The following is a 25,816-nucleotide window of genomic DNA, read 5'->3' as shown; positions in this document are numbered from 1 at the left end:
AAACTTTTTATTGCTAAAAGGATTTTAGCAGAAATATTATGGGTATAATAAGCCATATTTTAATAATAAGAGCAATTTTTAGAGGGATAAAATGGATAAAATTGTTGTTGCCTTAGTCGGACAGCCCAATGTGGGTAAAAGCTCGCTGATCAACGCTATTAGCGGGGCGCATTTAAAAGTGGGCAATTTTGCAGGTGTTACGGTGGAAAAAACAGAAATCCACACTTTTTATGGCGACACCCCCATTGTCATTGTGGATTTGCCCGGCATTTATGCCCTGAATGATTTTACCATTGAGGAGAAGGTTACCCGCCATTTTTTAGAAAACGAACACTACGATTTGATCTTAAATGTGTTGGATTGCACCAATTTAGAACGCAATTTGGCGTTGAGTCTCCAGCTTTTAAACACGGGGCATAAGGTTTTAATGGCGCTCAACATGTGGGATGAGGCGCTCAAAGAGGGTTTAGAAATTGATCTAGAACACTTATCTCAAGCCCTCAACACACCCTGCATCCCCACCTCCGCACACTCTTACTTTAATATCCAAAAACTCTTAGAGCACATCATCGCCACACACCACCAAACCTACAGCCCCCCTAAAATCACCTATAGCCCTAAGTTTGAGAGTGCCCTAGATGCCCTAGCCAAAAAGCTAGAGAGTTTGGAGCACCTGCACCACTCCCTTTTAAACCCCAGACAACATGCGTGGCTTTTATTACAAGGGAGCTTACAGCCCCCCCAACAAGAGGCGTTCCAATATTGCCAAGAAGCCAAAACAGAGTTGAGTGCCTCTTTTGGAGAAAATGCTATTCCTCTTATTTTAAGCCAAGAGGCTTTGGGCTTTTGCAAACGCCTAAGCCAGCAAGTGGTCTCTTTTAAAGAAACACAGACCACCCAAAGCACCCAAAAAATTGACAAATATTTGATGCACCCTATCTATGGCTTACCCATTTTCCTAGCCCTAATGTTTTTGGTGTTTTCCTTAAGCTTCTTGGTGGGTGGGGGGTTGCAAACCTATGTGGATGATGCCTTTGCATTTTTAGGCACAACCATTAAAGAAAGTGCCAATGATAGCAGTTTGGGTTCGCTTTTAGGCGATGGGATCATTGGGGGTGTGGGGGCTGTGATCTCCTTTTTGCCCTTGATTGTGGTTTTATACTTGGGTATTTCGCTCTTAGAGGCGACCGGGTATATGAGTCGCGTAGCCTTTTTATTAGATGGCATTTTCCATAAATTTGGTTTGCATGGCAAAAGTTTTATCCCCCTTGTTACGGGCTTTGGCTGTTCTGTGCCTGCCTACATGGCAACCCGCACCCTGCAAAACCAACATGAAAGATTAATCACGCTCTTTGTGATTGGTTTTATGAGTTGCAGCGCACGGCTACCTATTTATGTGCTCTTTGTGGGGGCGTTTTTCCCCGATAAATACGCCGGCTTTGTGCTCTTTGGCATTTACATTTTAGGGGCTGTGGTGGCGTTATTGATGGCTAAACTCTTAAAGCTAAGTGTCTTTAGGGGCAAAGAAGAATCCTTTGTGATGGAGATGCCTAAATACCGCATGCCCAGTGTGAAGGTGGTTTGGTTTAGCATTTACACCAAATCGATCTCTTATTTGAAAAAGGCGGGCACTTATATTTTAGGCGGGGCGGTGCTCATCTGGTTTGCCTCCCAATACCCCCAAAACCCCCAAGCCCTGCAAACTTACCAAGAACAACACGCCAAGATTGAAAAGAGCAACCTAGCAGAATCCCAAAAAGCCCTAGCCTTAGCAACCCTTGAGGAGAATTTGCAAAAAAGCACACTAGAAAATAGCCTAGTGGGGCGTTTGGGGACTTTGATAGATGGGATTTTTAAGCCCATGGATTTTGATTGGAAGCTCTCGATCTCGTTGGTAACGGGCTTTATGGCTAAGGAAGTGGTGGTCTCCACTTTGGGGGTGTTGCACTCTTTAAACAATCAGGGAGAAAACTCCATCTTATTCAAAAAAGCCCTCAAAGAGAGCGTGAGCACGCCCTCAGCGATCGCCTTCATTGTCTTTGTGATGTTTTATATCCCTTGCTTTGCTGCCACAATCACCTTTGGCAAGGAGGCGGGCGGGGCTAAATTCGTGTTTTACTTGTTTGTCTTCACAACAGCGGTTGCCTATTGTTTTTCGCTTATCGCCTATTATCTGACCCAATTTGTTTTAGGAGTCTTCTTGTGATTATTAAAATATCACAATTTTTAGGAAAAGTAACTCCAAAAAGCTTGACTTTGTTTTCTCATTTATGCTATAATAATGGGACAAATTCAAACAAAGGAGTTTTTTATGTTGCCTAAGGAAACAATCAAATTGCTGAATGCACAAGTGATGGAGGAGTTTTACTCTGGTAATCTCTACATCAGCATGAGTTCATGGTGCTACACCCATGGTTTTGATGGAGCCGGTCTGTTCTTGTTTGACCATGCCAGCGATGAGTATGCGCATGCCACCAAGATCATCACCTACCTCAATGAAAATGAAGTGGGCGTGCATTTGAAAGAAATCAAAGCCCCCGAGCACGAGTTTAAAAGCTTGGTGGAAATCTTTGAAAAGGCTTACAAGCACGAACAACACATCACCCATTCCATTAATAACTTGGTGGATAACATGTTGAAAGACAAAGATTATGCCACCTTTAACTTCTTGCAATGGTATGTTGCCGAACAGCACGAAGAAGAAGTGTTGTTTAAAAACATCTTGGATAAAGTCCAGTTGATGGGTGAAAGCGGGCATGGTTTGTATCTAGCCGATCAATACATCAAAAGTCTTGCCAAAGACAAAAAATAACCCCCACTAAAGCCCCTTTGGGGGCACTTGTTTTTGATTTACCTTGTGTTTGTGCTCCTGTCCTAATATCTTTTTGCAATAACAATATTGCGATAAAAATATTACAAGGAGTTTTTTATGGGAAGCATTGGTAGTATGGGTAAGCCCATTGAGGGTTTTTTAGTCGCTGCGATTCAATTCCCCGTCCCCGTTGTCAATAGCCGTAAGGACATTGACCATAACATTGAGAGCATTATCCGCACTTTGCATGCCACGAAAGCGGGCTATCCGGGTGTGGAACTCATCATTTTCCCCGAATACAGCACACAAGGGCTCAACACCGCAAAATGGCTGAGTGAGGAATTTTTGCTCGATGTTCCGGGCAAAGAAACCGAAATGTATGCCAAGGCGTGTAAAGAAGCCAAAGTTTATGGGGTGTTCTCCATTATGGAGCGCAATCCAGATGCCAACAAAAACCCCTACAACACCGCTATTATCATCAACCCACAGGGTGAGATCATTTTAAAATACCGCAAACTCTTCCCTTGGAATCCCATTGAACCTTGGTATCCCGGAGATTTGGGTATGCCTGTGTGCGATGGTCCGGGTGGCTCAAAACTAGCCGTGTGTATCTGCCATGATGGTATGATCCCCGAGCTGGCTAGAGAGGCTGCCTATAAAGGGTGCAATGTCTATATCCGCATCTCCGGTTATAGCACACAAGTTAACGATCAATGGATTTTAACCAACCGCTCCAACGCATGGCACAACCTCATGTACACCGTGAGCGTGAATTTGGCTGGATATGACAATGTCTTTTACTACTTTGGGGAAGGGCAAATCTGTAACTTTGATGGCACCACTTTAGTGCAAGGGCATCGCAACCCATGGGAAATTGTAACCGGCGAGATTTACCCCAAAATGGCAGACAATGCCCGCCTAAGCTGGGGCTTGGAAAACAATATCTACAATCTCGGACACCGCGGTTATGTAGCTAAACCGGGCGGCGAATCCGATGCAGGCTTGACCTACATTAAAGATTTGGCTGCAGGCAAATACAAATTGCCTTGGGAAGATCACATGAAAATCAAAGATGGCTCTATCTATGGCTATCCTACTACCGGCGGGCGTTTTGGTAAGTAACTTCTGATTTTCTAAGGACCTGCTAAAGGTCCTAGCTCCCCCTCCAATTTTTTAAACCCGCCCACTTTGGGTGGGTTAGCAATCAGCCTCAATCAACCTAGACCTTGAACTTCCTAAACTCCCCTTCTAGCTCTTGGTTTTTGGTAACAATTTGCAAGCTGTGCTCCTCAAGTCCTTTACGCACATTCCTCACTTCCGCAAAGATATTGGTGAATTCATTGATCACTTGGTTGAGCTCTTCCATTTTAGCCAACACCACTTTATTTTGATCCACGGTGTTTTGGGATTTTTCTTTAGTCAAAGTCAAATTATCCTTGGCATTCTTGGCATCGCCAATGAGAAGGGAGGTTTTATCGGAGACCTCTTGAGATTGCGTGGCGACATTTTGGATGCGATCCCCCATGCTCTCAATGCTCTGGGTTACCATATTCACCATGGCGGTGATCTCACCCAAAGACTTTTGGGTCTTGCCTGCTAGATTACGCACCTCATCAGCCACCACCGCAAAGCCCCGCCCGTGTTCGCCTGCGCGTGCGGCTTCAATGGCGGCATTGAGGGCGAGTAAGTTAGTTTGGTTAGCGATCTCCTCAATGATGGAGAGCACATTTTTAATCTCTGTGGCATGCTGGACTAAGGAGATTGAATCAGTGGCGATCTCTTGTTGGCTTTGCACGGAGACTAAAATCAGATCCACCGAATTTTGGATTTTAGTGATGAATTCGTTGAGTACAACATCTGTTTTATCCAAATTATCAATTGTGCTATGCAAGTTATTTTGGGCTAATTCCAAACTCTCGCCCACTTGGTGGTTGATGTCCTTGAGATTCTCCACCGATGCCAATTCTTTTTGGGCGACTTGCCCTAGGGCTTTGGTCGAATCCTTGAGCGCACCCCCTACGCGGTTATTATCCTCCACAATGCCCTTCCCAACCTTGATAATGTCGGCGATTTTACCCAAGAATTGATCGACAAAGCCTGTAGCCAAGCCAATTTCATCTTTGCTATTATAATTCAAACGCTTGGTCAAATCCGCCTCTTGGGAGGAGACCAAGTCTTTAGCGGTGTCTTTAAGTTTATTTAGGGGTCTAATGACATCTTTTTGCACCACTAACAATAATAAGATGATGATCCCCAAAGACACGCCCACCATCCAGCTCAAAGTTTTTACGCTAAAAAAGCTGGCGTTTTTATAAGCCTCTTGTAAAGAAAGTTTGACCTCCATCACCCCGATCATGTCCCCGGGCTTATTATTGGTGTGGCAAGCCACGCAAGATTCATCGCCCACTAAGGGTTGCCACACGATCACATGCCTATCAGCTCCCTTCCCACGCACAAGCACTTGTTGGGGCGTTTTGGGATCGTTAAAATATTGCAAAATCTCCGGGTTTTGTGTGAAAGTCTGGTTGAGTCCAAAAAGGCGGATGTCCCCCTCTCCGGGGTAAAATTTCATTTGCACACCGGACAAGTGGTTGCTATCATCAATGGCTTTATAAATCGCCTCCTTAGTCCCCACAGCAATGGCTTGCACAATGGTGTTGATAATGGAGGCATTCAAACTCTTAGCCACCGTGCGCCCTTGCAATTCCGCCAAATTGGCATAATCTCTTTGGATGAGGGTGAAAACCAAGAGAGCAAAGAGGGATAACAAAATAATCAGATAAAACGAAGCCCTAACCTGCAAACTCCTAAACACAGCAATCTCCTATCGTTTTTAGCATTTTACCAAAATAATAAATTTTAAGACAAACAAACAACGGGCAAGGTGGTTTGCGTGGCAATGTCTAAACCCTCTAAGGGGCTAAATTCCTGCATTTGGTAACTCTGCACAGCCAAACGCCCGATCATGGCAGCATTGTCCGTGCAAAACTCTAAGGGTGCTAGATGCAATGCCATGCCAAATTGCCCACAGAGTGCTTGGATTTTCTCTCTAAGATAGCAATTGGCACTAGCCCCCCCCACCAGCCCAAAATTTTGGATTCGTTGTTTTTGGAAGTAATGCTTTAACACCTTGAGCAAATGCGCGCATGCAACTTTTTGAAACCCCGCACACACCCGGGCTTTAAATTCCTCTGCAAGCTTGGGCGTTTTTTCTTGCTCGCTTAAAATAGCCAGACGGACAGCATTTTTTAAGCCTGAAAAGCTAAAGGCTAGGGCTTTGGAGGTTTTTAAGGGCAGGGGGAAGTCTAATTCTAACCCCGGGGGGCATTCTTGGGCGTATCTCTCCACCACTGGCCCGCCCGGATAGCCCAAGCCCAACATCTTAGCCACTTTATCAAAACTCTCCCCCAAACTATCATCTAAACTTTGGGCGACAATTTGCATGTGGGTGTGGCTAAAACTCTCGATAATGAGCGTGTGCCCTCCAGAGATTAGCAAGGTGCTGATAGGGAAGAGTGCTTGTTGGTTGATGAAGAGTGAATAAATATGCCCCTTGAGGTGATCGATGGAGATTAGCGGGATTTTAAGGCTTAAAGACAACGCCTTAGCCATCATTAAACCCTCTAAGAGCGTGATACTCAGGCCGGGGCGTGTGGTTACGCCAATGGCTTTTAGAGCGCTTAAAGAATGCCCTTGTAGTTGCAAAAAATCTTGGGCTTGTTTTAAGAGATCGGGGAGGTTTTTAGCATGCAAGCGTGAGGCCAGCTCGGGAACCACACCCCCATAAGGGCTGTGATCAGCCTCTTGGGACATCTTGGCATGCCAAAGTAACTTAGCCTCTAAATTGGTCAAAGCCAACGAACTATCATCGCAACTACTCTCAATACTTAAAAGCATCCAGCCTCCATTAGGGTATAATAAAATGATTATACTATAAGGGTTTCTATGAAGAGATTTAAAGCCGAGTGGGAGGAACAGAGTGCGATTTTAATGGCATTCCCCCATGCCGCTAGCGATTGGGTTGGGTGTTTAGAAGATGCACAAAAGTGTTTTTACGACATCATTGAAACCATTAGCCATTATCAAAATGTTTTGGTGTGCGTGTCCCCTGAGGATTCAGCCACCCAAGATCGCCTCGCACGCTTTAACCAAGTGCAAATTGTCTTGGTGGAGTGCAACGACACTTGGACGCGCGACTTTGGTCCCCTGTGTGTGGAAACTAATAAGGTGATGCTTTATTTGGATTTTATCTTCAATGCTTGGGGGGGGAAGCACAGCGCCCACCTAGATAATGCCATTAGCTCCAAACTAGCCCAAAAAGGGCTTTTAAAACACCCCTTAAGATTTGTGGATTTGGTGCTAGAGGGGGGGAGTGTGGAGAGCGATGGGGAGGGGACTTTGCTCACCACCACCTCTTGCTTGCTCAATCCAGAGCGCAACCCCAACAAGGATCAAAGCCAGCTCAACGCGATTCTCAAGCAAGAGCTGGGAGTAGAGCGCATTTTATGGTTGGATGTGAGCCCCTTAGAGGGCGATGACACCGATGGGCATATTGACACCCTAGCGCGTTTTTTAAACCCCAATACAATCGCCTATGTAACCTGCAACGACCCCCATGACTCCCACTACCAGCCCTTAAAAGAGATGGAAAAACAATTAAAGAGTTTTAGAACTTTAAAGGGCAAGCGTTATAACCTCGTGCCCTTGCCCCTACCCTACCCCAAATACTACCAAGGAAGACGGCTACCAGCCACCTATGCGAATTTTTTATTTGCCAATAAAGGCGGGCAAAAGGTTTTGTTTGCCCCCACCTATAGCGATCCGATGGATGCCCCCGTGCTTAAAATCTTACAACAACACACAGGTTTAGAGGTTGTGGGCGTGGATTGTTCGGTGCTCATCCGCGAAAATGGGAGTTTGCATTGTGCCACCATGCAACTCTACTAAGTTTATCCAAATCATCATCAGCGGGCAGGTGCAGGGGGTGGGCTTTAGGCCCTTTGTCTATCAGTTGGCTAAAGAATTGGGGGCGTGCGGGTTTGTGCGCAATAGAGGCGGGCAGGTGGAGGTGCTCTTACAAGCAGAATTAAAAACCTTATTTTTGGCTAAACTAGATACCCACAAACCCCCACAAGCACAGATTAACACCATAGAGTGCCACGACACCCCCCCCATCCACACGCAAGATTTTAAAATCGCCCCCAGCCTAACCCCCTCATTGAGCCTAAAAGACACCCTGCCCCTAGATTTAGCCACTTGTGAGCTGTGCTTGCAAGATTTGGCTAACCCCAAGAGTCGCTTTTTTAACTACCCCTTTGTGGCATGCGCGCATTGTGGCCCTAGATTTAGTCTCTTGCACACCCTGCCCTACGATCGCGCCCACACCTCCATGCGCGATTGGGTGATGTGCCCTGCTTGCCAAAAAGATTACCACAACCCCCAGAGCCGCCGCTTTTTTGCCCAAAGCCTCTCATGCCCGCATTGCCCCATCACGCTTAGTTTTTACGATCAAGAGGGCAAACACACAGACCAACCCCTAGAGCGTGCGATCCAAGCTATCCAACAAGGTCAAGTGATCGCTTTGAAAGGCATTGGTGGCTTTGCCCTAATATGCCATGCACAAAATAAACAAGCGGTGCAAAAGGTGCGTGCCTTGAAGTGCCGCCCTAAAAAGCCCTTAGCCTTGATGGTGAAAAATACAGCAGTGGCACACACTTTGGTGCATTTAAACCCCCTAGAATTAGAAGCCCTTAAAGCCCCTAGTGCCCCCATTGTGCTCGCCCGTAAAAAAAGCCCTTGTTATGACCATGTAGCCCCCAATCTCAATACTCTGGGGATTATCCTCCCCTATAGTGCCCTGCACCACTTGCTTTTACAACCCTTTGAAGCCCTCATTTTCACCAGTGCCAATTTAAAGGGCGAGCCCATCATCACAGAGTTAGAAACCCTGCGCGCTAAATTTGACCTAGAGGGCATTTTAGATCACAACCGCCCCATTGTGCATGGGATTGAAGATAGCATTTTACGCTGTGTGGGCGAGCAAATGGGCGTTATGCGTCTGGCTAGAGGGCTCTCCCCCCTATACATCCCCCTAAAAAGCCCCACGCCCCTTGTGGGCATGGGTGCGCACAATAAAGCCAGTTTGTGCTGGAGTCAGGAATCTAGTTTGGTGATCCCAGAGATGGGCGCGCTAGAGAGCGTGGCGGGTGTGCAAAATTACCACCAAAATTGGGATTTTTATAGCCAACTCTATGGCGTGCCACAAAACATCGGCATTGACAAGCACCCTAGATACACCTCTAGCCAAATCGGGCAAGAAAAAGCTCTAGAGTGTGGGGCAACATGCACGCCCATCCAGCACCACAGAGCGCACATGCATGCGTTGTTGGGCGAATGGGAGCTAGAACACCCCCCTTTAGAGGGCATGGAAGTTTTGGGCTTGGTGTGCGATGGGAGCGGGTTGGGGGATCATCAAGAACTTTGGGGGGGCGAGGTTTTTAAAGCCCATTTCAAGGGCTTTTGGCAAGTCAAACATTTATTGTCCTTGCAACGCTTTTGGATTCCACAAGCCCCCAACTTGATCCAAGATGCCTGCACCATCGGTTATTGTCTAGCCCACCAACATAGCTTAAGCGGGCTTTTAACACGCCTTGAAAAGCCTTTGGGCGCGCGTGCCCATGCCCTCAAACGCATGCTGGATCAAAAAATCCAAGTGTCCCCAACCACCTCTATAGGGCGGCTTTTTGATGCCATAGCGGGCTTTTGTGGGGTGGGGGAGTTTAACACCTATGAGGGGCAAAGTGCGGCACAATTAGAGAGTTTGGCAAGCACAATAGAGAATTTGGATTTTTACCCCTTTAGCCTGCAAGATCGCCCCATCATTGGCACACCCATGCTCGAAGCGATCCAACAAGAGATTTTAAACAACCAAGCCCCCCTAGTGGCTAGAAAATTCCACAATACCCTAGCCCACATCGCCCTCTCTCTAGCCCAACAGCACAATCTGCCCATGCTCTTTGGGGGCGGAGTCTTTGCCAACCGCCTTTTATGCGAGCACATCAGGGCTCTTTTTGCCCATCGGGTGTTTTTCATGCCCAAACTCCTCTCTTGCAATGATGGGGCATTGGCTTTTGGGCAGGTGCATTTTTTAGCCAACCAACAAAGGAGCCAACATGGATTTTAAACAAGTTACATTGAGTTGTGGGAATGGGGGTAAGGAGAGTTTAGAACTCATTGAAGGGGTGTTTAAGCCCTATTTGCAAGAGTTTTTAGTGGCTGATGGGGAGGATGGCGGGGTGTTTAGGGGGAGTGGGGATTTGGCAATGAGTACGGATAGCTTTGTGGTCGATCCGCTTTTTTTTGCCGGGGGGGATATTGGTAAGCTGAGTGTGTGTGGGAGCGCCAATGATGTTGCGGTGATGGGGGCTAGACCGGAGTATTTGAGCATGGGCTTTATGCTAGAGGAAGGCTTGCCCATAGCCACTTTGGAGCGTATTTTAGAGTCTGTGCGCGCGCAATTAAAGCTAGGCAAACTCAAGCTTTTATCTTTGGACACAAAAGTTTTACCCAAAAATAGCATGGACAAGATTTTTATCAACACCACCGCCTTAGGGCGTGTGCTCTACCCTGCTTTGAGCGCTAAAAATCTCCAAGAGGGGCAGAGTTTAATTTTGAGTGCGCCCATTGGTGCCCACGGGGCATTGCTTTTTTCCTTACGCCATGAGATTGGGTTGCACTCTGCATTGCAAAGTGATTGCCAACAACTCTTTGGCTTGTTAGAACCTGTTTTCTCAAGTGGGTATCCTCTCTATGCCTTGCGTGATGCCACGAGGGGCGGACTAGCAGCCTTGCTCCATGAGTGGGCGCGCACCTCTTTAGTGGAAATTGAGATTGAGGAGACCCAAATCCCGATCTTAGAAGAGGTGCGGGGGGTGTGTGAGATTTTGGGGCTAGAACCCTATGTTTTGGCAAATGAGGGGGTGTGTGTGTTGTGTGTCAATACACCCGATGCGCCCAAAATATGCGATTTGCTCCAAGCCCATGGAGGCACGCCTGCGATCATAGGCAGAGTGTTGGGCAAGACCCAAAAACCTTGTGTGTATTTAAAAAACGCTTGGGGTTCTAGGCGTTATTTAGAAATGCCTGAGGGCGAACTATTGCCTAGAATTTGCTAAAGGGGTGCGCTAATCACCACAAAGGCCTATTGCAAAATGAGCATGTCCTTATCCCCAAAATTCTTTGCCAAATCTTCATCTAGGCGTTTGACCAAGTAAATTTTCATGAGCGCATTGGGGGCGATGGTGTTTTGTTGCTTATCATAGGGGGTGAGCGTGATTTTTAAACGCCCATCGCTTTGTCTTTCTTGTATCGCCACAGCCACCATGTTGTTGTTGGCTTTTAAACTCTGCATCACTTCCCCCTCTTTAAAAAAGGCAATCACCTCTTTCATGCTCAAAGTATCTTGTTCGATGACTACAGGGCTTTTTTTGCGTAACGCGAATAAAAACACCCCCGCCAACACCGCCACAACAAGCAACACAATTAAATAAGTTGGCATGTTTCCCCTTATTTTAAGACAATCATGTCTTTGCCACTAAAATGCTTTTTCGTTTCGGCATCTAGCTCTTCACTCTCAATACCCAATGCTTCCTCCCCTTCAACTTGTTCTGTATCTGTGTTGAAAAGGCAATTGATCACCCTAACATTTCCACTAGCCATGTTTTCTTTGATAGAAACAGCGATTAAATCCTTTTCTTTTTGTATGAGTTGTGCCCGTTTTGGGTCTTGAAACCAAGCAACGATGTTTTTGAAAAAATTTAAAATGCGCTCATAAATGCGTTCGACCCAAGCCCATACACTCTTAAAGAAGTCCGAAACATTCTCAATGAAATTATCAATCATCTCAAATCCCCTAACGCAATACGATCGTGTCTTGATCGCCAAAGTTCTTTTTTAGATCCTCATCGAATTCTTTAGTGATCACCCGTAAAAAGGGATCTTTGGGGCTTGTCATGGGCACATTGTTTTTATCCATAAAGCAACAGCTAAGAATAATCACGCCAGCCTTTTCCTCTTTGGTGATACTCGCTCCGCTGTGAAAATTTGGCTTCAAGTGCTGTTTAACCCAATTGAGTAATTCTTTAAAGCTGTATTTGTCTTGATTGACCTCTGTGTAATTCCACGCTTGTAACAAGGTATCTAAGCTAATTTGCTTAAAAGCCTCTTTGACATTCGCTAGGCTATAGCCCATTTCTTTCATCAACTTCACGAGTGCTTTCTTGATTTCCTCAACGAGTTCGCCGGTGTTTTTGCCATTATTTGTCATCTTTTCTCCTCATTGTTTTGAATTTGCCTTTTTTCAAGTTACTTTTGATCCGCTGACTTAAGCTCTCTTTTCTGTTCTCCTCCTTATGGGTTTTTTCAAATTCCTTTTTGGCGGTTTTGAACGCCTTTTTGAAGTAGGTAAAGTTAGGCAAAACCTCCTCTTTTGCCGCGCTAATCAAGCCATTTAAAATCGCGTTTTTAATCTCTCTGCCAGAAAAGCCCTTAGCGATTTTGCTTAAAACCCCTAGCTCCTCTTGAGAAAATTGCGCCATGCCCTTTTCATAAAGGGCAGTAGGGATATGCTTTAAGATAATTGCTTGCCTTTGTTTGTCATTGGGCAATTCAAAACTGATGGAGCGTAAGATTCGGCTATGAAACGCCTTATCGTAATTTTCGAGTAAATTGGTCGCAAAAATCACAATGACGGGGCGTTCCTCCAAAAGCTTTAAAAGCTCGCTACGCAAAGAATTGACCGCCTGATCGGCACTTTGGGTAACATTAGAAATGCGTTTGCCCAAAAAGCTATCGGCTTCATCAAAGAACAAAATCGCCCCACTCTTTTGTGCCAAATCAAAGGCGGCGACTAGATTTTTAGGCGCATCCCCCACGAATTTAGACTCGATGTCGGCGTAATTGCCATGGATAATCTGCTTGCCTAATTCTTTGGCGATAATATGCGCACTCATGGTCTTGCCCGTGCCCGGTTTGCCATGAAAATTGATAATGGTTTTAGCGATCCCATCGACCTCTTTAAAACCCCACTCCTCATAAATCAAATCTTGCTTTTGCACCAAAGTGATGACCTCTAAAACCCCCTTTTTGGTTTTCTTGTCTAGCTCGATCTTTTCTAGGCTGTAGCGGGGGTCTTCCACCCGTAGGTTCAAACTCGGGGCGTTTTCTTGCTCTTGCTTGATGGCTTTTTTATCCTGCGCTTGCTTATTTAAATGTTTTATCAAGACTTGGGTACAATTGATCGCTAAATAAAAATGTACCCCAATGCCTAAAAATTTGCCCTCAGTCAGTGCCTCGTTAATGGGGTGGTTCAGTTTAGAGATGAGCAAAGAAATGCCCACATCTTCTTCTTGTGTGGGTTGGTATTGATTGGTCTTTGCTTGGATTCTATGTGTCCCTTTTGGATCAAACACCCCCACTAAAGCCACTTCTTGCACACCGCTAAAGTCATAATCCGGTTTTTCTAAAATTTCTTTGACTTCTGCACTAAAAGCCTCTAGCCGTTTTGGATTAGCTTGTTTGAGCCAGTCGTTTTGGATAAAGATCACTTTTGTTTTCACAGAGTCATACCCTCTCTGAGTTGTTTAGCCTCCTCCTTATTAATCTGATAAGTTTCGCTAGCTATCTCATGCCCGTCGCGCAATAAGCCAACATCAGACTCTACATACTCTCCCCTCTCTTTCAAAGATTTGATCTTCGCTCCAGTAGCCCTCTTATTTTTTTTTGGCTTGTTCGACACGATTGAAAAACTCCCTAATGCTGATGATGACAACCCCAGCAACCGCCGCCAACGCTAGTCCTCCTATAATTAATGGTAGTGGCATTCTCTCTCCTTATCATTCATTTGTTCCCCTTGTTATACAGACCCGTCGTTACGTGTATGTGATCACCCTTTTTAACTTTATCCTCGATGATTTTTCTCATTTTTGCATCATCATTACTTTTATTCGCTCCTAGTCCTAATAATCCGCCTACAATAAATGGTAATGGCATTTGTTCTCCTTATTTAATTTTCAAAGTTTTTGATTCTCAAAGTTTCTTCCACACCCTCTTTTTCCTGTAACATCTGGCAAGCTTTGAGATTGAGGGCGTAAAATTCCTCTAGGCTGTAGTGTTTGTAAAACACCTTTTCATACATGGTATCTACCCTGCAAATTTGGGGGCGATTCTCATAGATCAAGCACCGCTGGGTTTGTTGATCCAAGTGGCGACACACCCCATTACCCAAATCAAAGGGGGCGAGCTCTTTAACCCCCTTGATATTGCGGCAACACGCCCCACAAGTGGTGCAAGCAAAACCCATGTTAGAGCTTGATTAAATTCTTGCCTTGATCGGTGAGCACCAACATGGCTTTTGTCCAATCGGCGTAAATAGTGGCAAGGTTAGGTTCTAGCCCAAAGGTTTTAACCATGGTGTCTAATACTTCTTTTTCCCCCTCATGCAAAGCTTCTAAGTGGGTTAAGCGATCTGCCATTGCGAGTGCCATAGTTTCTAGCAACACGATTTTTTGGTGTTCTTTTTGTTTAAAAGTCTTTAAAGTGGTCGCTAGATCGAACTTGTCGGCATTGTAAGTAATGTCCTCAATCTGCATTTCTAGGCAATAAGTGGCGATCACGCCCTTTTGTGCGTCTGAAAAATCATCATTACTCCAAGCAAAATGGTGGGCAATTTGCAAAAATGCCTTTTTTTCCTCTAAATCCAATGCACCTAAGAACATCAACACTCCTTATTAGTTTAGTTAAATTTGGCGTTATTATATCACCCCCCCCCCCCCCTGTCAAGGGCGCGCGTGCATTTTTGGGCTTAAAGGGTTGTGTTATAAACGGGTGTTGAGTTTGTTGTAGTGGTAAAGGGCGATGCCTAAAAGTGTGAGGAAGGGCATTAAAATCCCCACTTCGGGCAAGAACATGCCTGAGATGCTAAATTTGCCTAAAGCAAAGAAAAGCCCCCAAAGGATCAAGGAGAGCAAGATAAATTTCAAACTCAAAAGGGCTAAATTTTCATAGCGGGCTAAATTGGGGGTGTAGTAGGCGATCAAAATGGCGGTTAAGGGGACAAAAAAGGGGAGGAGGATAGAAACATATAAAAACCCCCGAATCTTTTTGGTGTCTGCATGTTGGTGGTAGAGCACATGCAAGGAGCGGATCGCATCGGTGATTGAGACGGCGGGCTTGTTTTGGTAGATGGTGTCTAGGACTTTGGGGCGGAAACCCTTGAGGGTTTTTAAGATGGGGAGTTTTTGCACCTGCAAGCCTTGTTGCCCCAAAGTGAGGGGGAAGGGCAGGGTGGAGAGGGTTACCCCATGCAAGACCCAGTAGCGATCCTCAAACACCGCACTAGAGGCTTGTGCGAAGGTGCGTAACACCCCCTCTTGCAGGGTGAAAATTTTGATATTTTGGGCGTTTTGCAAGAGGGGGTTGATTTTTTCAAAATAGACATAGTCATCATTGTATTTCACCAAGAGATTTTCAGAGATATTGGCAGCATTGTCTTTGTAAATGATGGATTCGGCTTTTTCTTGCATATAGACAAAGGGGGTGGCGTTCAGCCCAATAAACACCACGATAAAAAATAAATTGATCGCCAACATGGGGGCTAGAACCTGCTTGATAGAATAGCCAATGGCTAAAAGGGCGGTGTATTGGTTGGAGCGGATAAAGGCGATGTAAAAGAGCACCAGCCCTAGCAAAAGCGAGATGGGGAGGGTGTAATTGAGCGCATACAGCCCATCATAGACAAAGAACAACACGATGAGGTTAGCCGCGCTGGGGAATTTCTCAGCATACTGCAGGCTATCAATGCCAATAAAGAAAAATTCTAGGGCGATGAGAATGGTCAGGCAGAATTTGAGGTAATAGGAGCCTACAAAGACCCAAAGTCTCATAGGGATTGGGGTTTGAGGGTGAAACGATTTTGCATGGCATTAAAATCGCCTTGCTGGAGGTAAAATTCAAGTGCTTGGCGGGCGTGGGTGAAAATTTGTTCTTTTAAAGCTTCTTGTTCGGGGCTAAAGCGTTGCAAGACATAGGCGATGGTGTCATGTTTAAAAACGCTGCGCCCGATCCCAATTTTCATTTTATAAACTGGGTGGGGGTAGTGTTGCTCGATGGATTTGAGTCCATTATGCCCGCCATGCCCGCCCTTGCTCTTAAAGCGCACCGCCCCTAAGGGCAAATCCAAATCATCATGCACGATCAAAACGGACTGCGTGTCATGGTAGCGTAAAAAGGCAGCTAAAGCCTGTCCGGATAAATTCATATAGGTCATGGGCTTAAGCAAATAGCCCTGCGTGCCCACTTTGGCATAATCGGCTTGGTATTTTCTTGCATGCATGAAAGAAATGCCCAAACTCTGGGCGAGTGAATCTAAAATGTCAAAGCCGACATTGTGGCGGGTGTGGGCGTAGGCGGGTGTGGGGTTGCCAAGACCAACAATGAGCATTATTTGGCTTTGATCACCCCTACCACGGCGTTATTGGGGTTTTCTAAGATATGGGCTTGTGTGGGGATTTTCAAATCGCGCACCAAGATCGCATCGCCCACATCTAAATGCGCCACATCCACCTCAAAACTTGAAAAGAGGTGTTCGGGCACACATTCCACTTGCACCCGTTCCTTAGAGATCATTAAAATACCCTTGTTTTTAAGCCCTACAGGAATCCCATGCACCTTCACGGAGATATGGAACTTGGTTTTCACGCCCTTTTGCAAGACCAACAAATCCACATGGACTAAGGCGTTGGTAACGGGGTCTTTTTGGTAAGCCTGCACCACGACATGGTAGATTTGATCGGCGATCTTAACCTCAAAATCTAGGTTGGGTTTGTTTTTGACAAAGCGGATAAAATCATTGGTTTTGAAAGTGGCATAGACATTGGATAGCCCCTTGCCATACAAATTTGCCATCAAAAAACCCTCTTTGCGCAACGCCTTTTTTTGGGATTTTAAAAGCTCTCCCCTAAGTGTGCCCTCTAACATAGCTCATCCTTATAAAAAATTAATCAAGCTAGCATTCTAGCATGCTTTAGCTTAACAAAAAACCCAAGCTTTAGGCAATTTATGCTAAATTAGCGTAAAAAAAATCACAAGGGTCGTTTTGAGTTTAAAAAGGTGGTGTTACTTATTGTGTGCCACTTGTTGTATTTATGCTAAGAATCTAAGCTACATGTCCTCCTCTTACCAAGCGGGCATTATTTACTTAAAATCTTTGGGGACCACCCAGTTTATGCAAGGGGCATCGATCACTTGGGGGTATGAAGTCAATCCCAAACACGATTGGGCTTATGGGCGCTATTATGTATTTTTAGATTATGGGAATGTGTTGCTAGAACCCCCAGCTGGGCGGCAGGTGAATTTATTCACCTATGGGGTGGGGGGGGATTTTATGGTCGCTTACAATAAAAATCCGATCAACACTTGGGCGTTTTTCTTTGGCTTGCAATTAGGGGCTAATACTTGGTTGCTCAACCAAAAGGCTAAAAATATCATTGTCAATACTTGGAATTCCTTCCGCGATTTGGCTTCTTCCAAAGTGGCTTATTTTCGGGCGATTGGGACTTTTGGGGTGCAATTCCGCACCATTGTTACTTGGCACATTTTAGATGTGGAGATCGGGGCGAAAATCTTTTTAAACCCCGAGCCCAAAAGTGCCTTTGAACGGGGGGTCGTGTTCTTTATCTCGCATGCATGGCATTTCTAGTCAGATTGTTTATGTTTATCAAAAATATAACTAAAATGACTATAATAGCCCCCTAATTTTAAAAACAAGGAGATCGCATGTTTGTTTTAAGAGACCTACCCTACAGCAAAGATAGCATGGGGGATTTTTTAAGCCCTGTTGCCTTTGACTTCCACCATGGCAAGCACCACCAAGCCTATGTCAATAACCTCAACAACCTCATCAAGGATAGCGAGTTTAAAGACAGCTGTTTATTCACCATTTTGAATAAATCCAGCGGGGGCATGTTCAACAACGCCGCCCAAATTTACAACCACGACTTTTATTGGGACTGCTTGAGCCCTAAGGCGACAGAAATGAGCGAAGAGCTTAAAAGTGCCTTGCAACATGATTATGGCTCTTTAGAAGCCTTCAAAGAGGCTTTCATTAAAAGCGCGACCACGCTTTTTGGCTCGGGCTGGAACTGGGCGGTTTTCAACCCCGCTAACAACAAGATCGAGATCGTGCAAACCAGCAACGCCCAAACCCCGGTTACCGATAAAAAAGTCCCCCTCTTGGTGGTGGATGTGTGGGAACATGCCTATTACATCGATCACAAAAATGCCCGCCCGGTCTATTTGGATAAATTTTACAACCACATCAACTGGGCGTTTGTTTCCCAGTGCTTAGAGTGGGCTAAAAAAGAAGGTCTAGGCTCTGTGGATTACTACATCAACCAAATCGTGCATAAGAAAGCCTAATGCAAGACCCCCTCATCATCGGCTCTAAAACCTTTGCCTCCCGCCTGATTGTGGGGAGTGGCAAGTATAAGGATTTTGCCACCACCAAGCAAGCCACCTTAGCTAGTGGAGCAGAAATGATCACCGTGGCGGTTAGGCGGGTGAATATCACCGATCCTAATAGCGAAAATCTGCTAGACACCTTTAAGGACACGGGCATTAGCTTTTTACCCAACTCTGCAGGGTGCCACACCGCAAAAGAGGCAATCGCCCTCTTCAGGCTTGTCAAAGAGGCGACAGGGATTGACTTTATCAAGTTAGAAATCATTGGGGACGATCGAACACTTTACCCCGACACGGCTGAAACCCTAGAGGCGTGCAAGGTTTTAGCCAAAGAGGGCTTTTGTGTGTTGGCTTACACCAATGATGATCCCATCATGGCTAAAAAGCTAGAAGACGCAGGGGCGAGCGCGGTGATGCCCTTAGCTTCCCCCATTGGGAGCGGACTTGGGATTCAAAACCGCTATAACATTGGCTTTATTAAAGAGGCGGTGAGCGTGCCCGTGATTGTGGATGCGGGTGTGGGCTGTGCCTCCGATGCGAGCATTGCAATGGAGCTAGGCGCAGATGGGGTTTTAACCAACTCAGCCATCGCGCTCGCCCAAGACCCGGTGATGATGGCAGAGAGCATGAGATTTGCCGTGATCGCTGGGCGTAAAAGCTATTTAGCCGGACGCATTCCTAAAAAAGCTTATGCTAGTCCTAGCTCGCCCGTCTTTGGTTTAGCCCAGTTGTGAAGGACACCCTTTTTAACACCCCTTTGCCTAAACGCTTTGAGTTTGACAGCCAAGTAGCGGGCATGTTTGATGACATGCTGGAGCGGAGTGTCCCCTACTACCACGAAACCCTAAGACTTACCAGCCATTTTGTCGCCCAAGATTTAGAGGGCGTGGTGTATGATTTGGGCTGTTCTACGGGCAATTTTTTAGCCACTCTAGCCCCCCTTTTGCCTCCCGATGCGCTTTTAGTAGGTGTGGATAACGCCCCCAGCATGCTAGAAAAGGCACAAGAAAAACTACAAGTCTCCAATATATCTTGGCGTTGTGAAGACCTTTTACACACCTCTTTAGAGAACGCGGGGGCGGTGGTCTTGCTCTACACTTTGCAATTTATCCGCCCCCTGCAACGCCAAGCCCTGATGGGGCGCATTTTCCATGCCCTAAAACCCGGGGGGGTCGTGGTGGTGGCAGAAAAGATGATGAGCATGGATCGCATTTTAGACAAGCAAATGGTCGAACTCTACTACCTTTACAAACAAGCACAGGGTTATAGCCTCAATGAGATCAGCTTTAAAAGAGAAGCCCTAGAAAATGTGCTGGTGCCCTATAGTTTGCAAGAAAATACCGCCCTTTTAGAGCAAGCCGGCTTTAAGCATGTAGAAGTGCTCTTTAAATGGGTGAATTTTGGGCTCTTAATTGCCCGTAAGGTTTAGATTTATCCTAAAAAAGGAGAAACATATGGCACACACCGCTAAAAACATCCTTAAAATAGTCCTCATTAGTCTGTGTTGTGTGGGAAGTCTTTTTGCCCATGACAACCCAACAAAAGCCCAACAAATTAAACAATACCTCTCTATAGCCAACAAGGCTTATCATCGCAAAAATTATGACAAGGCTTTAGAAAACTTTCAAAAAGCAGCGGATTTAGGGAGCACTAAGGGTTATATGGGGTTGGGGGATCTGCATAGCGACTATGATAGTGGTTTTTATGATTATGCGCAGGCGTTGATCGATTACAAAAAGGCAGGGGATTTGGGGAGCGCGGAGGCTTATTTTAACCTAGGCTATCTGTATAATGTGGGTGGCGATTGCGATAGATTCGGGTGCGCTGTGAAGTCAGATAATAAAAAAGCCCTGCAATACTTCAAAAAAGCAGGCGACATGGGATATGCAGCAGGCTATGTCGATGCGGGGTTGATGTATGAGGGTGATGAAGGCATCCCCAAAGATTATGCCAAAGCCAAAGAATATTACCAAAAGGCAGCAAATATGGGAAATTCTGCAGCTTACACTAATTTGGGGATTATGTATGCACATGGCAAAGGTGTCAAGCCTAACAAAGAAAAAGCGCGCCAATACTACCAAAAGGCTTGCAATATGGGTTTTGACACTTCTTGTTGGCTCCTAAAGGAGCTAAAGCACAAGAACTAAGCCTTAAGGGTGGATGGCTTCCAACATCTGCAGATCAAAGCCCCTTAAAGCGGTGTGTTCGGGGTTGTCTTGGCTGGTGAGTAATCTAAAGCTTTTCACCCCCAAGCTTTTTAAAATCAACGCCCCGATCCCAAAGTTTTTCAGCGTGTCGTAGGTCTTGGCTTGTGGATCAATAAAGATCAAAAACCCACCCTCAGCACTCAATTTTTGCAAGGCATCCATCAAAAAGCGGTATTGATCGCCCTGACTTAGCAATTCATAATCGCTTTTGATGATGTGGAAACGCACAAGAGGTCTTGTCAAATCGCCCATAAATTGGTAGGCATAATGCTTGCGGTGCAAATGATCTTCAAAGACAAAATGCGTGCAAGCATGCCCTAAAAACTGGGTGGGCTCTTGGCTTAGGATTTTTAAGAGATTTTCGCTCTGCAAGCGGTAACTCACAATATCAGAGACATAGAGGGTTTTTAATCCATGTGTTTTGGCAAAATCAAGCAAAAACTTATCCCCCCGTTTTGCCATCGAGCCATCTTCTTTCATGATCTCACAAATCACGCTAATAGGCTTGAGACCAGCTAATTTACACAAATCCACGCTCGCCTCTGTGTGTCCGGTCCTCACTAAAACCCCCTCATCTTTGGCAATCAAGGGGAAAATGTGCCCGGGGCGCACAAAATCCTGCGCGCTGGTGTGTTCTTTGCATAAAAGCTCAATGGTTAAAGATCGTTCATAGGCAGAAATACCGGTTTTAGCCACTTTGGCATCAATGGAGACCGTGAAAGCGGTTTCATGCTTGGAATCGTTATGACTCACCATGGGCTTGAGATCAAATTTGTTGGCGATCTCTTGGGTGAGCGACACGCAAATAAGCCCTCTGGCGTGTTTTGCCATAAAATTGATCTTATCAGGCGTGCTAAAAATGCCCGCCATGACCAAATCCCCCTCATTTTCGCGATCCTCATCGTCCATTAAAATAATGAGCTCGCCATTTTTGATCGCCAATAAGGCTTGTTCCATTCTCTCTAAATTATCCATCTTTATCCTTGAAAAAGGGGCATTTTAACACAAAGTGGCTTGTTTAACTTTGGAGCTTATAATACCAATAAAAGGGGTTTTATGCGTGTTTTTTGGCTTTTCTTATTGTGTTTTTTGGTGGCACAAGCCCAGCCCGTCCAAGTGGCCAGTGCGGCTAATTTGACAATGGCTCTCAAGGCTATCCGCACAAGATTTTTACTCGATCACCCTAAGGCCCAGATCAAGCTTAGTTTTGGTTCTAGTGGCAAGCTTTATACCCAAATCACACAGGGCGCGCCCTTTGATCTTTTCATCTCTGCCGATCAAGAACGCCCCCTCAAACTCAAAGAGGAGAAATACACGCCCTATGAGGTGAAGGTCTATGCTAAGGGTGTTTTGGTGCTTTGGAGTGCCACACGCAAGGTTGAATCGCTAGATATACTCAAAGGATCGTTTAACCACCTCTCCATTGCCAACCCTAATCTAGCTCCCTATGGCAAAGCTAGCATGGAAGTGTTAGAAAAGCTAGGTTTAGATCAACAGCTTAAAAGTAAAATCGTGCAAGCCAATTCCATCTCTCAGGCTAACCAGTATGCCGCCAGCAAGGGGGCAGATTTGGGCTTTAGCGCACTCTCTTTAATGGATTTGAAAAACACGCAACATTACTTGATTGTCCCCCCCCATCTTTACACGCCCATCAAGCAAGCCATGGTGCTCACCAATCAGGGCGGGCATAACAAGCTAGCCAAAGAGTTTGAAGCTTTTATTTTAGGTCCGGAGGGCAAAAAGATTTTAAAAGCCTATGGGTATTTAACAGAGGGTCTCTAATTGGATCATGCCTTTTTTTCCACACTCTACCTCACGCTATTACTCGCCACCCTCACCACTTTAATTTTATTGCCCATCGGGCTAGCCCTAGGGGCGTATTTGGCGCATAAAGGGGGGTTGTTTAAAACTTTTATAGAAACCTTGACTTGGATGCCCTTAGTCTTGCCCCCCACGGTGCTAGGCTTTTATCTTTTGATCTTATTTGCGCCCACAAGCCCTTTGGGTGCGTGGTTGCAAAAAAACTTGCATTTGAAGTTGGTTTTCACCTTTGAGGGGCTAGTGGTGGCAAGTGTGATCTTTTCCTTGCCTTTTATGGTTAATCCCATCAAGCACGCCCTAGCCAGCCTGCCCCCCTCGCTCAAAGAGGCTAGTTACACCTTAGGCAAGGGGCGGCTTTATACTTTCTTTAGGGTGCTCTTGCCCAATATCAAACCCTCTTTATTGCTCGCCCTCACCACGACCTTTACGCACACTATCGGGGAATTTGGCGTGGTGATGATGATCGGGGGGGATATTGAGGGGCAAACCCGAGTGGCTAGCATCGCTATTTTCATTGAATCAGAGGCTAACAATCAAGAACTTGCCAACCAATACGCCTTGATCCTCAGTGTGCTGAGTTTTACCCTCTTATTCCTCACAATCTTATGGCAGAAAAAGCGTGTCTTTGGCTTGATCTAAAACATGCTAACATGGGGGGATTTTAGTTTTTAGGGGGTTTGATGTTTGCCATGTTCATAGTGGGGGTTTTGGCGGGGGTGTTTTTTGGGGGCATGTTGTTAGCCGAAAAAAATGGATTTTACATGGGCGGAGGGTTTGTCTATTCTCCTTTTGTGCGGCACTATAATTTTAAAATCGGTGGGAAGGAAACGCCGGGTTTTTCCTTCCCAGAAGTCCAAGAACGGCATTCGGGGTCTCTGTTTGGAGGGAGTTTGCAAGTGGGTTACCAGTATTTTTTGAAAAAGCCTAGCATTTTGGGTTTCCGTGGCTATGTGCGTGCCAGCGCACAGGGGGGTAATTACGCCTACTTGACCTATGGGCGCGATGTGGATAATGTAGATAATATTTTAGCCAAACAGAATGCCACCCAGCCAATGGCTAGCTTTTTCTACGGGGCGGGGTTAGATATTTTGATTGATTTTTACCACAAAAATACCCATAGCTTTGGCATATTTGTCGGGGGGTTTGTGGGTGGGAGCACTTGGCTACTGGGCAAATCCTATGCCAGCGACAAAACTTGCCAAACCCAAATCCCTTTCAAACCGCGTGCTTGCGTGAGTGCCAATGAAGTTTGGGAACACATGGCGGGCATTATCAATTCAAGGGGCAATAGCGCGGAGTTTAAGATCACGGGCGTGCAGGCGGGTATCCAAATCGGGCTTAGGGCTAATCTCACCAAGCACCAAAGTTTTGAAATGGGCGGGCGTGTCTTTTTTATCCCTCTGACCTTTTACAAAGAGAACGATCACAATAAGTGGGGCAATTATGACAAGGGTGGGTATGGGGTAATCACTCTGCAACGCACCATGAGCCTCTTTGTCAATTATTTTTATCATTTTTGATCTAAACTAGGAGATGTTGCATGCGTAAGCATGTTGTAGTGCCCTCCTGTGTTGGGCTTGGTATGGGCTTACCCACAATTTGAGCCACACGCACACATAAAAACCCTCTTGTAATCTCTCCTCCTCATCTGCTCCCCACGGGGGCGATCAAATCATCTTCCTAGGCTTGCAACTGGGCTAATTCTACGGGTGTCAATTATCATCTCTTCTTGCAAATAACGCCCATTCTAGCTTGCCCAGGATGGCTTTCAAGGGTTAAACGCGTAGCGTTAATGGAGCGAGGCGTAGCATTGCAAAATGCTTTAGCATTTTAAAAAACATGCTAAAATGCGTGTGCAGTATCGGGCTACCCTTTTGATGTGCTAATTTGGAGTATTGGACTTGAAAAGGTCTTTAAGGATTAGGAGTCATAGTGGGTGGTGCTCCTAGACCTAGAAAGGAGCCCGGTATGAAGATCATCTTCGTGGTGATAGTGGTTTTAGCGGTTCTAGCACAACCGCTATATTAAAACCAACCCTCGCCCTATGGGCGGGGGCGACCACTGATACCATTGTGCCACACATTTACTTAAACTTCCTCTCAAATTGCGATTTTAGCTTAAAGAATGCGCACCCATGAACTTTTAAAACCCATTTGTTCTAAGAGAGTGTAGGTATTTTCAAGGGGCTTAATCTCTTCTTCAAACAAGACAAAATCTTTTAAGTCTAGTGCGCGCACTAACACGATTAATCTTAATTGCAAGCAAGAATGCAGGGCGATTTTAATACGCTCGTTATAGATATTGATCAAAGCCTGCCCAGTTTGGGCTAAATTTTCTTGCCATTGCATTTGGTAGGAATACAAGGGGCTAGCGCGCCCAATAATGAGGCGTGCCATCTCCAGCTTGAAGGGGGTTTAAGGTGTTTAGCTCCCTTTTAGGGCGGGCATCTCTTAATTTAGGCACATTGGGCATTGAGCAAACCAACTAAACGCCTAGCTAGCGCGCTAATTAAGGGGACACACACAGAGTTACCGCACTTTGTTGAGCGAAAGAGAATTTGAGCCCGCACAGATCGCTAGCTGGAAGGTGATTAAACTTAAAGCCCTCAATGCACAAGAGGAAAACTACTCTATCAAAGATTTTAGCTACACACGCCCCCCTAACACGCCGCTTTTTCAAGCCCGCCACAATGCCCAGCAATTAGAGGATATGCGGCTGCAAATGGGCAATGACGAATTTAGTGCGCAATACCAACAAGAGCCTCTAGCTAGCAGTGGCGGTTATTTTGAGCCCGCTTATTTCAAACAGATTTTCAAGCACGAGCTGGGGCAGTTTAACACCTTTATCTTTGTGGATAACGCCTTGAGCCTTAAAGAGAGTGCAGATAACCGCGCCATTGTGGTTGTGGGGGTGGAAAATTACCAAGAAAACGCCCGTTATGTCGTTTTAGATGTCTATTGCGGTGTTTGGAGCGAGGAGCAGACCATTAATTACATTTTGCAGGCTAAACAGAGCTACCCAGAGGCTAAGACCTACATTGAGAGTGAAGGCGGAGGTTTAGTCTTGCACCGGCTTTTATTGGTCGCTCTAGCCCAGCACAACCAAAGAGCCAAAGAGCAATACAAACAGCCCCTAGCCGAGAACATCATTTGCTACACGCCCAGCCGTAAAGTCAGCAAGATTAGCAAAATCAAAGCCATCCGCCCCTTTTATAACACGGGCTTCTTTGCTCTTTTCGCATGCCTGCCAAAACCTCAAACAGCTTAAAAAAGAACTCTTTAGCTTCAATCCCGACAGGCCTTACAAACAAGATGACTGCATCGATGCCCTAGCCTCTTGCATTAACCACCCCGATATTAAACCCCCCTACACAAACCCCCCCCTACAGAGGCACGCCTAAGAGGACATGGAGGATATAAGTTAAATTTAACAACCACCTTAGGAGAACCCCCCAAGGGGG

General features: G+C 45.7%; 29 protein-coding genes and 1 pseudogene. 15 read left to right on the top strand and 15 right to left on the bottom strand.

The window, feature by feature from the left end; genetic code table 11:
• Positions 1–91: 91 nt before the first annotated feature.
• The 3 genes from feoB to C5684_RS00860 all read left to right on the top strand — a co-directional run bounded on the left by feoB (position 92) and on the right by C5684_RS00860 (position 3,934).
• Positions 92–2,206 carry a ferrous iron transport protein B gene (gene feoB, locus C5684_RS00870; protein ID WP_104639122.1) on the top strand — a complete coding sequence of 705 codons (2,115 nt, stop codon included), beginning with the start codon at positions 92–94 and terminating at the stop codon, positions 2,204–2,206.
• Positions 2,207–2,311: 105 nt separating this feature from the next.
• Positions 2,312–2,812 (top strand): ferritin, encoded by a 501-nt coding sequence (locus C5684_RS00865; protein ID WP_104639121.1) that lies wholly within the window; start codon positions 2,312–2,314, stop codon positions 2,810–2,812.
• Positions 2,813–2,929: 117 nt separating this feature from the next.
• Positions 2,930–3,934 (top strand): formamidase, encoded by a 1,005-nt coding sequence (locus tag C5684_RS00860; RefSeq protein WP_013890551.1) that lies wholly within the window; start codon positions 2,930–2,932, stop codon positions 3,932–3,934.
• Between the two features lie 97 nt (positions 3,935–4,031).
• Here the strand turns inward: C5684_RS00860 and C5684_RS00855 are convergent, their stop codons facing one another.
• Both C5684_RS00855 and tsaD read right to left on the bottom strand, forming a co-directional pair.
• Positions 4,032–5,627, bottom strand: a complete 1,596-nt coding sequence (locus C5684_RS00855; protein WP_104629195.1) for a methyl-accepting chemotaxis protein — start codon at positions 5,625–5,627, stop codon at positions 4,032–4,034.
• Positions 5,628–5,671: 44 nt separating this feature from the next.
• Entirely contained in the window at positions 5,672–6,709 is a 1,038-nt protein-coding gene (gene tsaD, locus C5684_RS00850; RefSeq protein WP_104639120.1) for a tRNA (adenosine(37)-N6)-threonylcarbamoyltransferase complex transferase subunit TsaD, read from the bottom strand.
• A 48-nt stretch (positions 6,710–6,757) separates the two neighbouring features.
• Here tsaD and C5684_RS00845 point away from each other — a divergent pair, with 48 nt between their 5' ends.
• From C5684_RS00845 to hypE, 3 genes are read left to right on the top strand one after another with little or no spacing between them, the layout of a single operon-like run.
• The gene (locus C5684_RS00845; RefSeq protein WP_104639119.1) at positions 6,758–7,759 is read left to right on the top strand and encodes an agmatine deiminase family protein; all 1,002 of its coding nucleotides are present in this window, start codon (positions 6,758–6,760) and stop codon (positions 7,757–7,759) included.
• The gene (gene hypF, locus C5684_RS00840; protein WP_104639118.1) at positions 7,737–9,995 is read left to right on the top strand and encodes a carbamoyltransferase HypF; all 2,259 of its coding nucleotides are present in this window, start codon (positions 7,737–7,739) and stop codon (positions 9,993–9,995) included. Before C5684_RS00845 ends, hypF begins: the two co-directional genes overlap by 23 nt.
• A complete protein-coding gene (hypE, locus tag C5684_RS00835; RefSeq protein WP_104639117.1) occupies positions 9,985–10,986 on the top strand; it encodes a hydrogenase expression/formation protein HypE in 1,002 nt (333 codons plus the stop codon). Before hypF ends, hypE begins: the two co-directional genes overlap by 11 nt.
• 26 nt (positions 10,987–11,012) lie before the next feature.
• Here the strand turns inward: hypE and C5684_RS00830 are convergent, their stop codons facing one another.
• The 11 genes from C5684_RS00830 to C5684_RS00790 form a co-directional block, all read right to left on the bottom strand.
• Positions 11,013–11,369, bottom strand: coding sequence for a hypothetical protein (locus C5684_RS00830; protein WP_104639116.1), 357 nt, complete (start codon positions 11,367–11,369; stop codon positions 11,013–11,015).
• 8 nt (positions 11,370–11,377) lie between these two features.
• A complete protein-coding gene (locus C5684_RS00825) occupies positions 11,378–11,713 on the bottom strand; it encodes a hypothetical protein (protein ID WP_104639115.1) in 336 nt (111 codons plus the stop codon).
• A 10-nt stretch (positions 11,714–11,723) separates the two neighbouring features.
• Positions 11,724–12,137, bottom strand: coding sequence for a hypothetical protein (locus tag C5684_RS00820; protein WP_104639114.1), 414 nt, complete (start codon positions 12,135–12,137; stop codon positions 11,724–11,726).
• Positions 12,127–13,428 (bottom strand): ATP-binding protein, encoded by a 1,302-nt coding sequence (locus C5684_RS00815; RefSeq protein ID WP_104639113.1) that lies wholly within the window; start codon positions 13,426–13,428, stop codon positions 12,127–12,129. Before C5684_RS00815 ends, C5684_RS00820 begins: the two co-directional genes overlap by 11 nt.
• Entirely contained in the window at positions 13,425–13,553 is a 129-nt protein-coding gene (locus tag C5684_RS09645) for a hypothetical protein (RefSeq protein WP_267891335.1), read from the bottom strand. Before C5684_RS09645 ends, C5684_RS00815 begins: the two co-directional genes overlap by 4 nt.
• Positions 13,554–13,708: 155 nt before the next feature.
• Entirely contained in the window at positions 13,709–13,861 is a 153-nt protein-coding gene (locus tag C5684_RS09075; RefSeq protein WP_158529414.1) for a hypothetical protein, read from the bottom strand.
• A gap of 13 nt (positions 13,862–13,874) precedes the next feature.
• Positions 13,875–14,171 carry a YkgJ family cysteine cluster protein gene (locus C5684_RS00810; RefSeq protein WP_104639112.1) on the bottom strand — a complete coding sequence of 99 codons (297 nt, stop codon included), beginning with the start codon at positions 14,169–14,171 and terminating at the stop codon, positions 13,875–13,877.
• A gap of 1 nt (position 14,172) precedes the next feature.
• Entirely contained in the window at positions 14,173–14,586 is a 414-nt protein-coding gene (locus tag C5684_RS00805) for a carbonic anhydrase family protein (RefSeq protein WP_104639111.1), read from the bottom strand.
• A 99-nt stretch (positions 14,587–14,685) separates the two neighbouring features.
• Entirely contained in the window at positions 14,686–15,753 is a 1,068-nt protein-coding gene (locus C5684_RS00800) for an LptF/LptG family permease (protein ID WP_013890536.1), read from the bottom strand.
• Positions 15,750–16,313 (bottom strand): aminoacyl-tRNA hydrolase, encoded by a 564-nt coding sequence (gene pth / locus C5684_RS00795; protein WP_199764453.1) that lies wholly within the window; start codon positions 16,311–16,313, stop codon positions 15,750–15,752. The genes C5684_RS00800 and pth overlap by 4 nt, the downstream gene beginning before the upstream one ends.
• Positions 16,310–16,846 carry a 50S ribosomal protein L25/general stress protein Ctc gene (locus tag C5684_RS00790; RefSeq protein WP_104639109.1) on the bottom strand — a complete coding sequence of 179 codons (537 nt, stop codon included), beginning with the start codon at positions 16,844–16,846 and terminating at the stop codon, positions 16,310–16,312. Before C5684_RS00790 ends, pth begins: the two co-directional genes overlap by 4 nt.
• 118 nt (positions 16,847–16,964) lie before the next feature.
• Here C5684_RS00790 and C5684_RS00785 point away from each other — a divergent pair, with 118 nt between their 5' ends.
• The 5 genes from C5684_RS00785 (at position 16,965) to C5684_RS00765 (ending at position 20,475) form a co-directional block, all read left to right on the top strand.
• The gene (locus C5684_RS00785; protein WP_233708608.1) at positions 16,965–17,567 is read left to right on the top strand and encodes an outer membrane protein; all 603 of its coding nucleotides are present in this window, start codon (positions 16,965–16,967) and stop codon (positions 17,565–17,567) included.
• Positions 17,568–17,644: 77 nt separating this feature from the next.
• On the top strand, positions 17,645–18,286 hold the full coding sequence (sodB, locus tag C5684_RS00780) for a superoxide dismutase [Fe] (protein WP_104639108.1): 642 nt from the start codon (positions 17,645–17,647) through the stop codon (positions 18,284–18,286).
• Positions 18,286–19,062 (top strand): thiazole synthase, encoded by a 777-nt coding sequence (locus C5684_RS00775; protein ID WP_104639107.1) that lies wholly within the window; start codon positions 18,286–18,288, stop codon positions 19,060–19,062. The genes sodB and C5684_RS00775 overlap by 1 nt, the downstream gene beginning before the upstream one ends.
• A complete protein-coding gene (cmoA, locus tag C5684_RS00770; RefSeq protein WP_104639106.1) occupies positions 19,059–19,757 on the top strand; it encodes a carboxy-S-adenosyl-L-methionine synthase CmoA in 699 nt (232 codons plus the stop codon). The genes C5684_RS00775 and cmoA overlap by 4 nt, the downstream gene beginning before the upstream one ends.
• Positions 19,758–19,782: 25 nt before the next feature.
• The gene (locus tag C5684_RS00765; RefSeq protein WP_104639105.1) at positions 19,783–20,475 is read left to right on the top strand and encodes a tetratricopeptide repeat protein; all 693 of its coding nucleotides are present in this window, start codon (positions 19,783–19,785) and stop codon (positions 20,473–20,475) included.
• A gap of 3 nt (positions 20,476–20,478) precedes the next feature.
• Here the strand turns inward: C5684_RS00765 and C5684_RS00760 are convergent, their stop codons facing one another.
• Positions 20,479–21,510 carry a bifunctional 3,4-dihydroxy-2-butanone 4-phosphate synthase/GTP cyclohydrolase II gene (locus C5684_RS00760; protein WP_104639104.1) on the bottom strand — a complete coding sequence of 344 codons (1,032 nt, stop codon included), beginning with the start codon at positions 21,508–21,510 and terminating at the stop codon, positions 20,479–20,481.
• An 81-nt stretch (positions 21,511–21,591) separates the two neighbouring features.
• Here C5684_RS00760 and modA point away from each other — a divergent pair, with 81 nt between their 5' ends.
• From modA to C5684_RS00745, 3 genes are read left to right on the top strand one after another with little or no spacing between them, the layout of a single operon-like run.
• Positions 21,592–22,317, top strand: coding sequence for a molybdate ABC transporter substrate-binding protein (gene modA, locus C5684_RS00755; protein ID WP_104639103.1), 726 nt, complete (start codon positions 21,592–21,594; stop codon positions 22,315–22,317).
• Positions 22,318–22,995: a molybdate ABC transporter permease subunit gene (modB, locus tag C5684_RS00750; protein ID WP_104639102.1), complete on the top strand. Its 678-nt coding sequence runs from the start codon at positions 22,318–22,320 to the stop codon at positions 22,993–22,995.
• Between the two features lie 41 nt (positions 22,996–23,036).
• Complete coding sequence (locus C5684_RS00745; protein ID WP_233708607.1) at positions 23,037–23,876, top strand: outer membrane beta-barrel protein; 840 nt, start codon at positions 23,037–23,039, stop codon at positions 23,874–23,876.
• A 597-nt stretch (positions 23,877–24,473) separates the two neighbouring features.
• On the opposite strand, the gene C5684_RS00740 is transcribed toward C5684_RS00745, so the two are convergent.
• Positions 24,474–24,752: a hypothetical protein gene (locus tag C5684_RS00740; protein ID WP_006016668.1), complete on the bottom strand. Its 279-nt coding sequence runs from the start codon at positions 24,750–24,752 to the stop codon at positions 24,474–24,476.
• Between the two features lie 142 nt (positions 24,753–24,894).
• Between C5684_RS00740 and C5684_RS00735 the strand changes: the two are divergent.
• Positions 24,895–25,775 (top strand): annotated as a pseudogene (locus C5684_RS00735) (hypothetical protein); the annotation flags it as partial.
• Between the last annotated feature and the right edge of the window lie 41 nt (positions 25,776–25,816).

The sequence above is a fragment of the Helicobacter bizzozeronii genome, assembly GCF_900196775.1.
GTDB classification, from domain to species: domain Bacteria; phylum Campylobacterota; class Campylobacteria; order Campylobacterales; family Helicobacteraceae; genus Helicobacter; species Helicobacter bizzozeronii.
The sequence above is the reverse complement of the archived record's forward strand: the minus strand, read 5'-3'. Positions and strand labels throughout refer to the sequence as shown.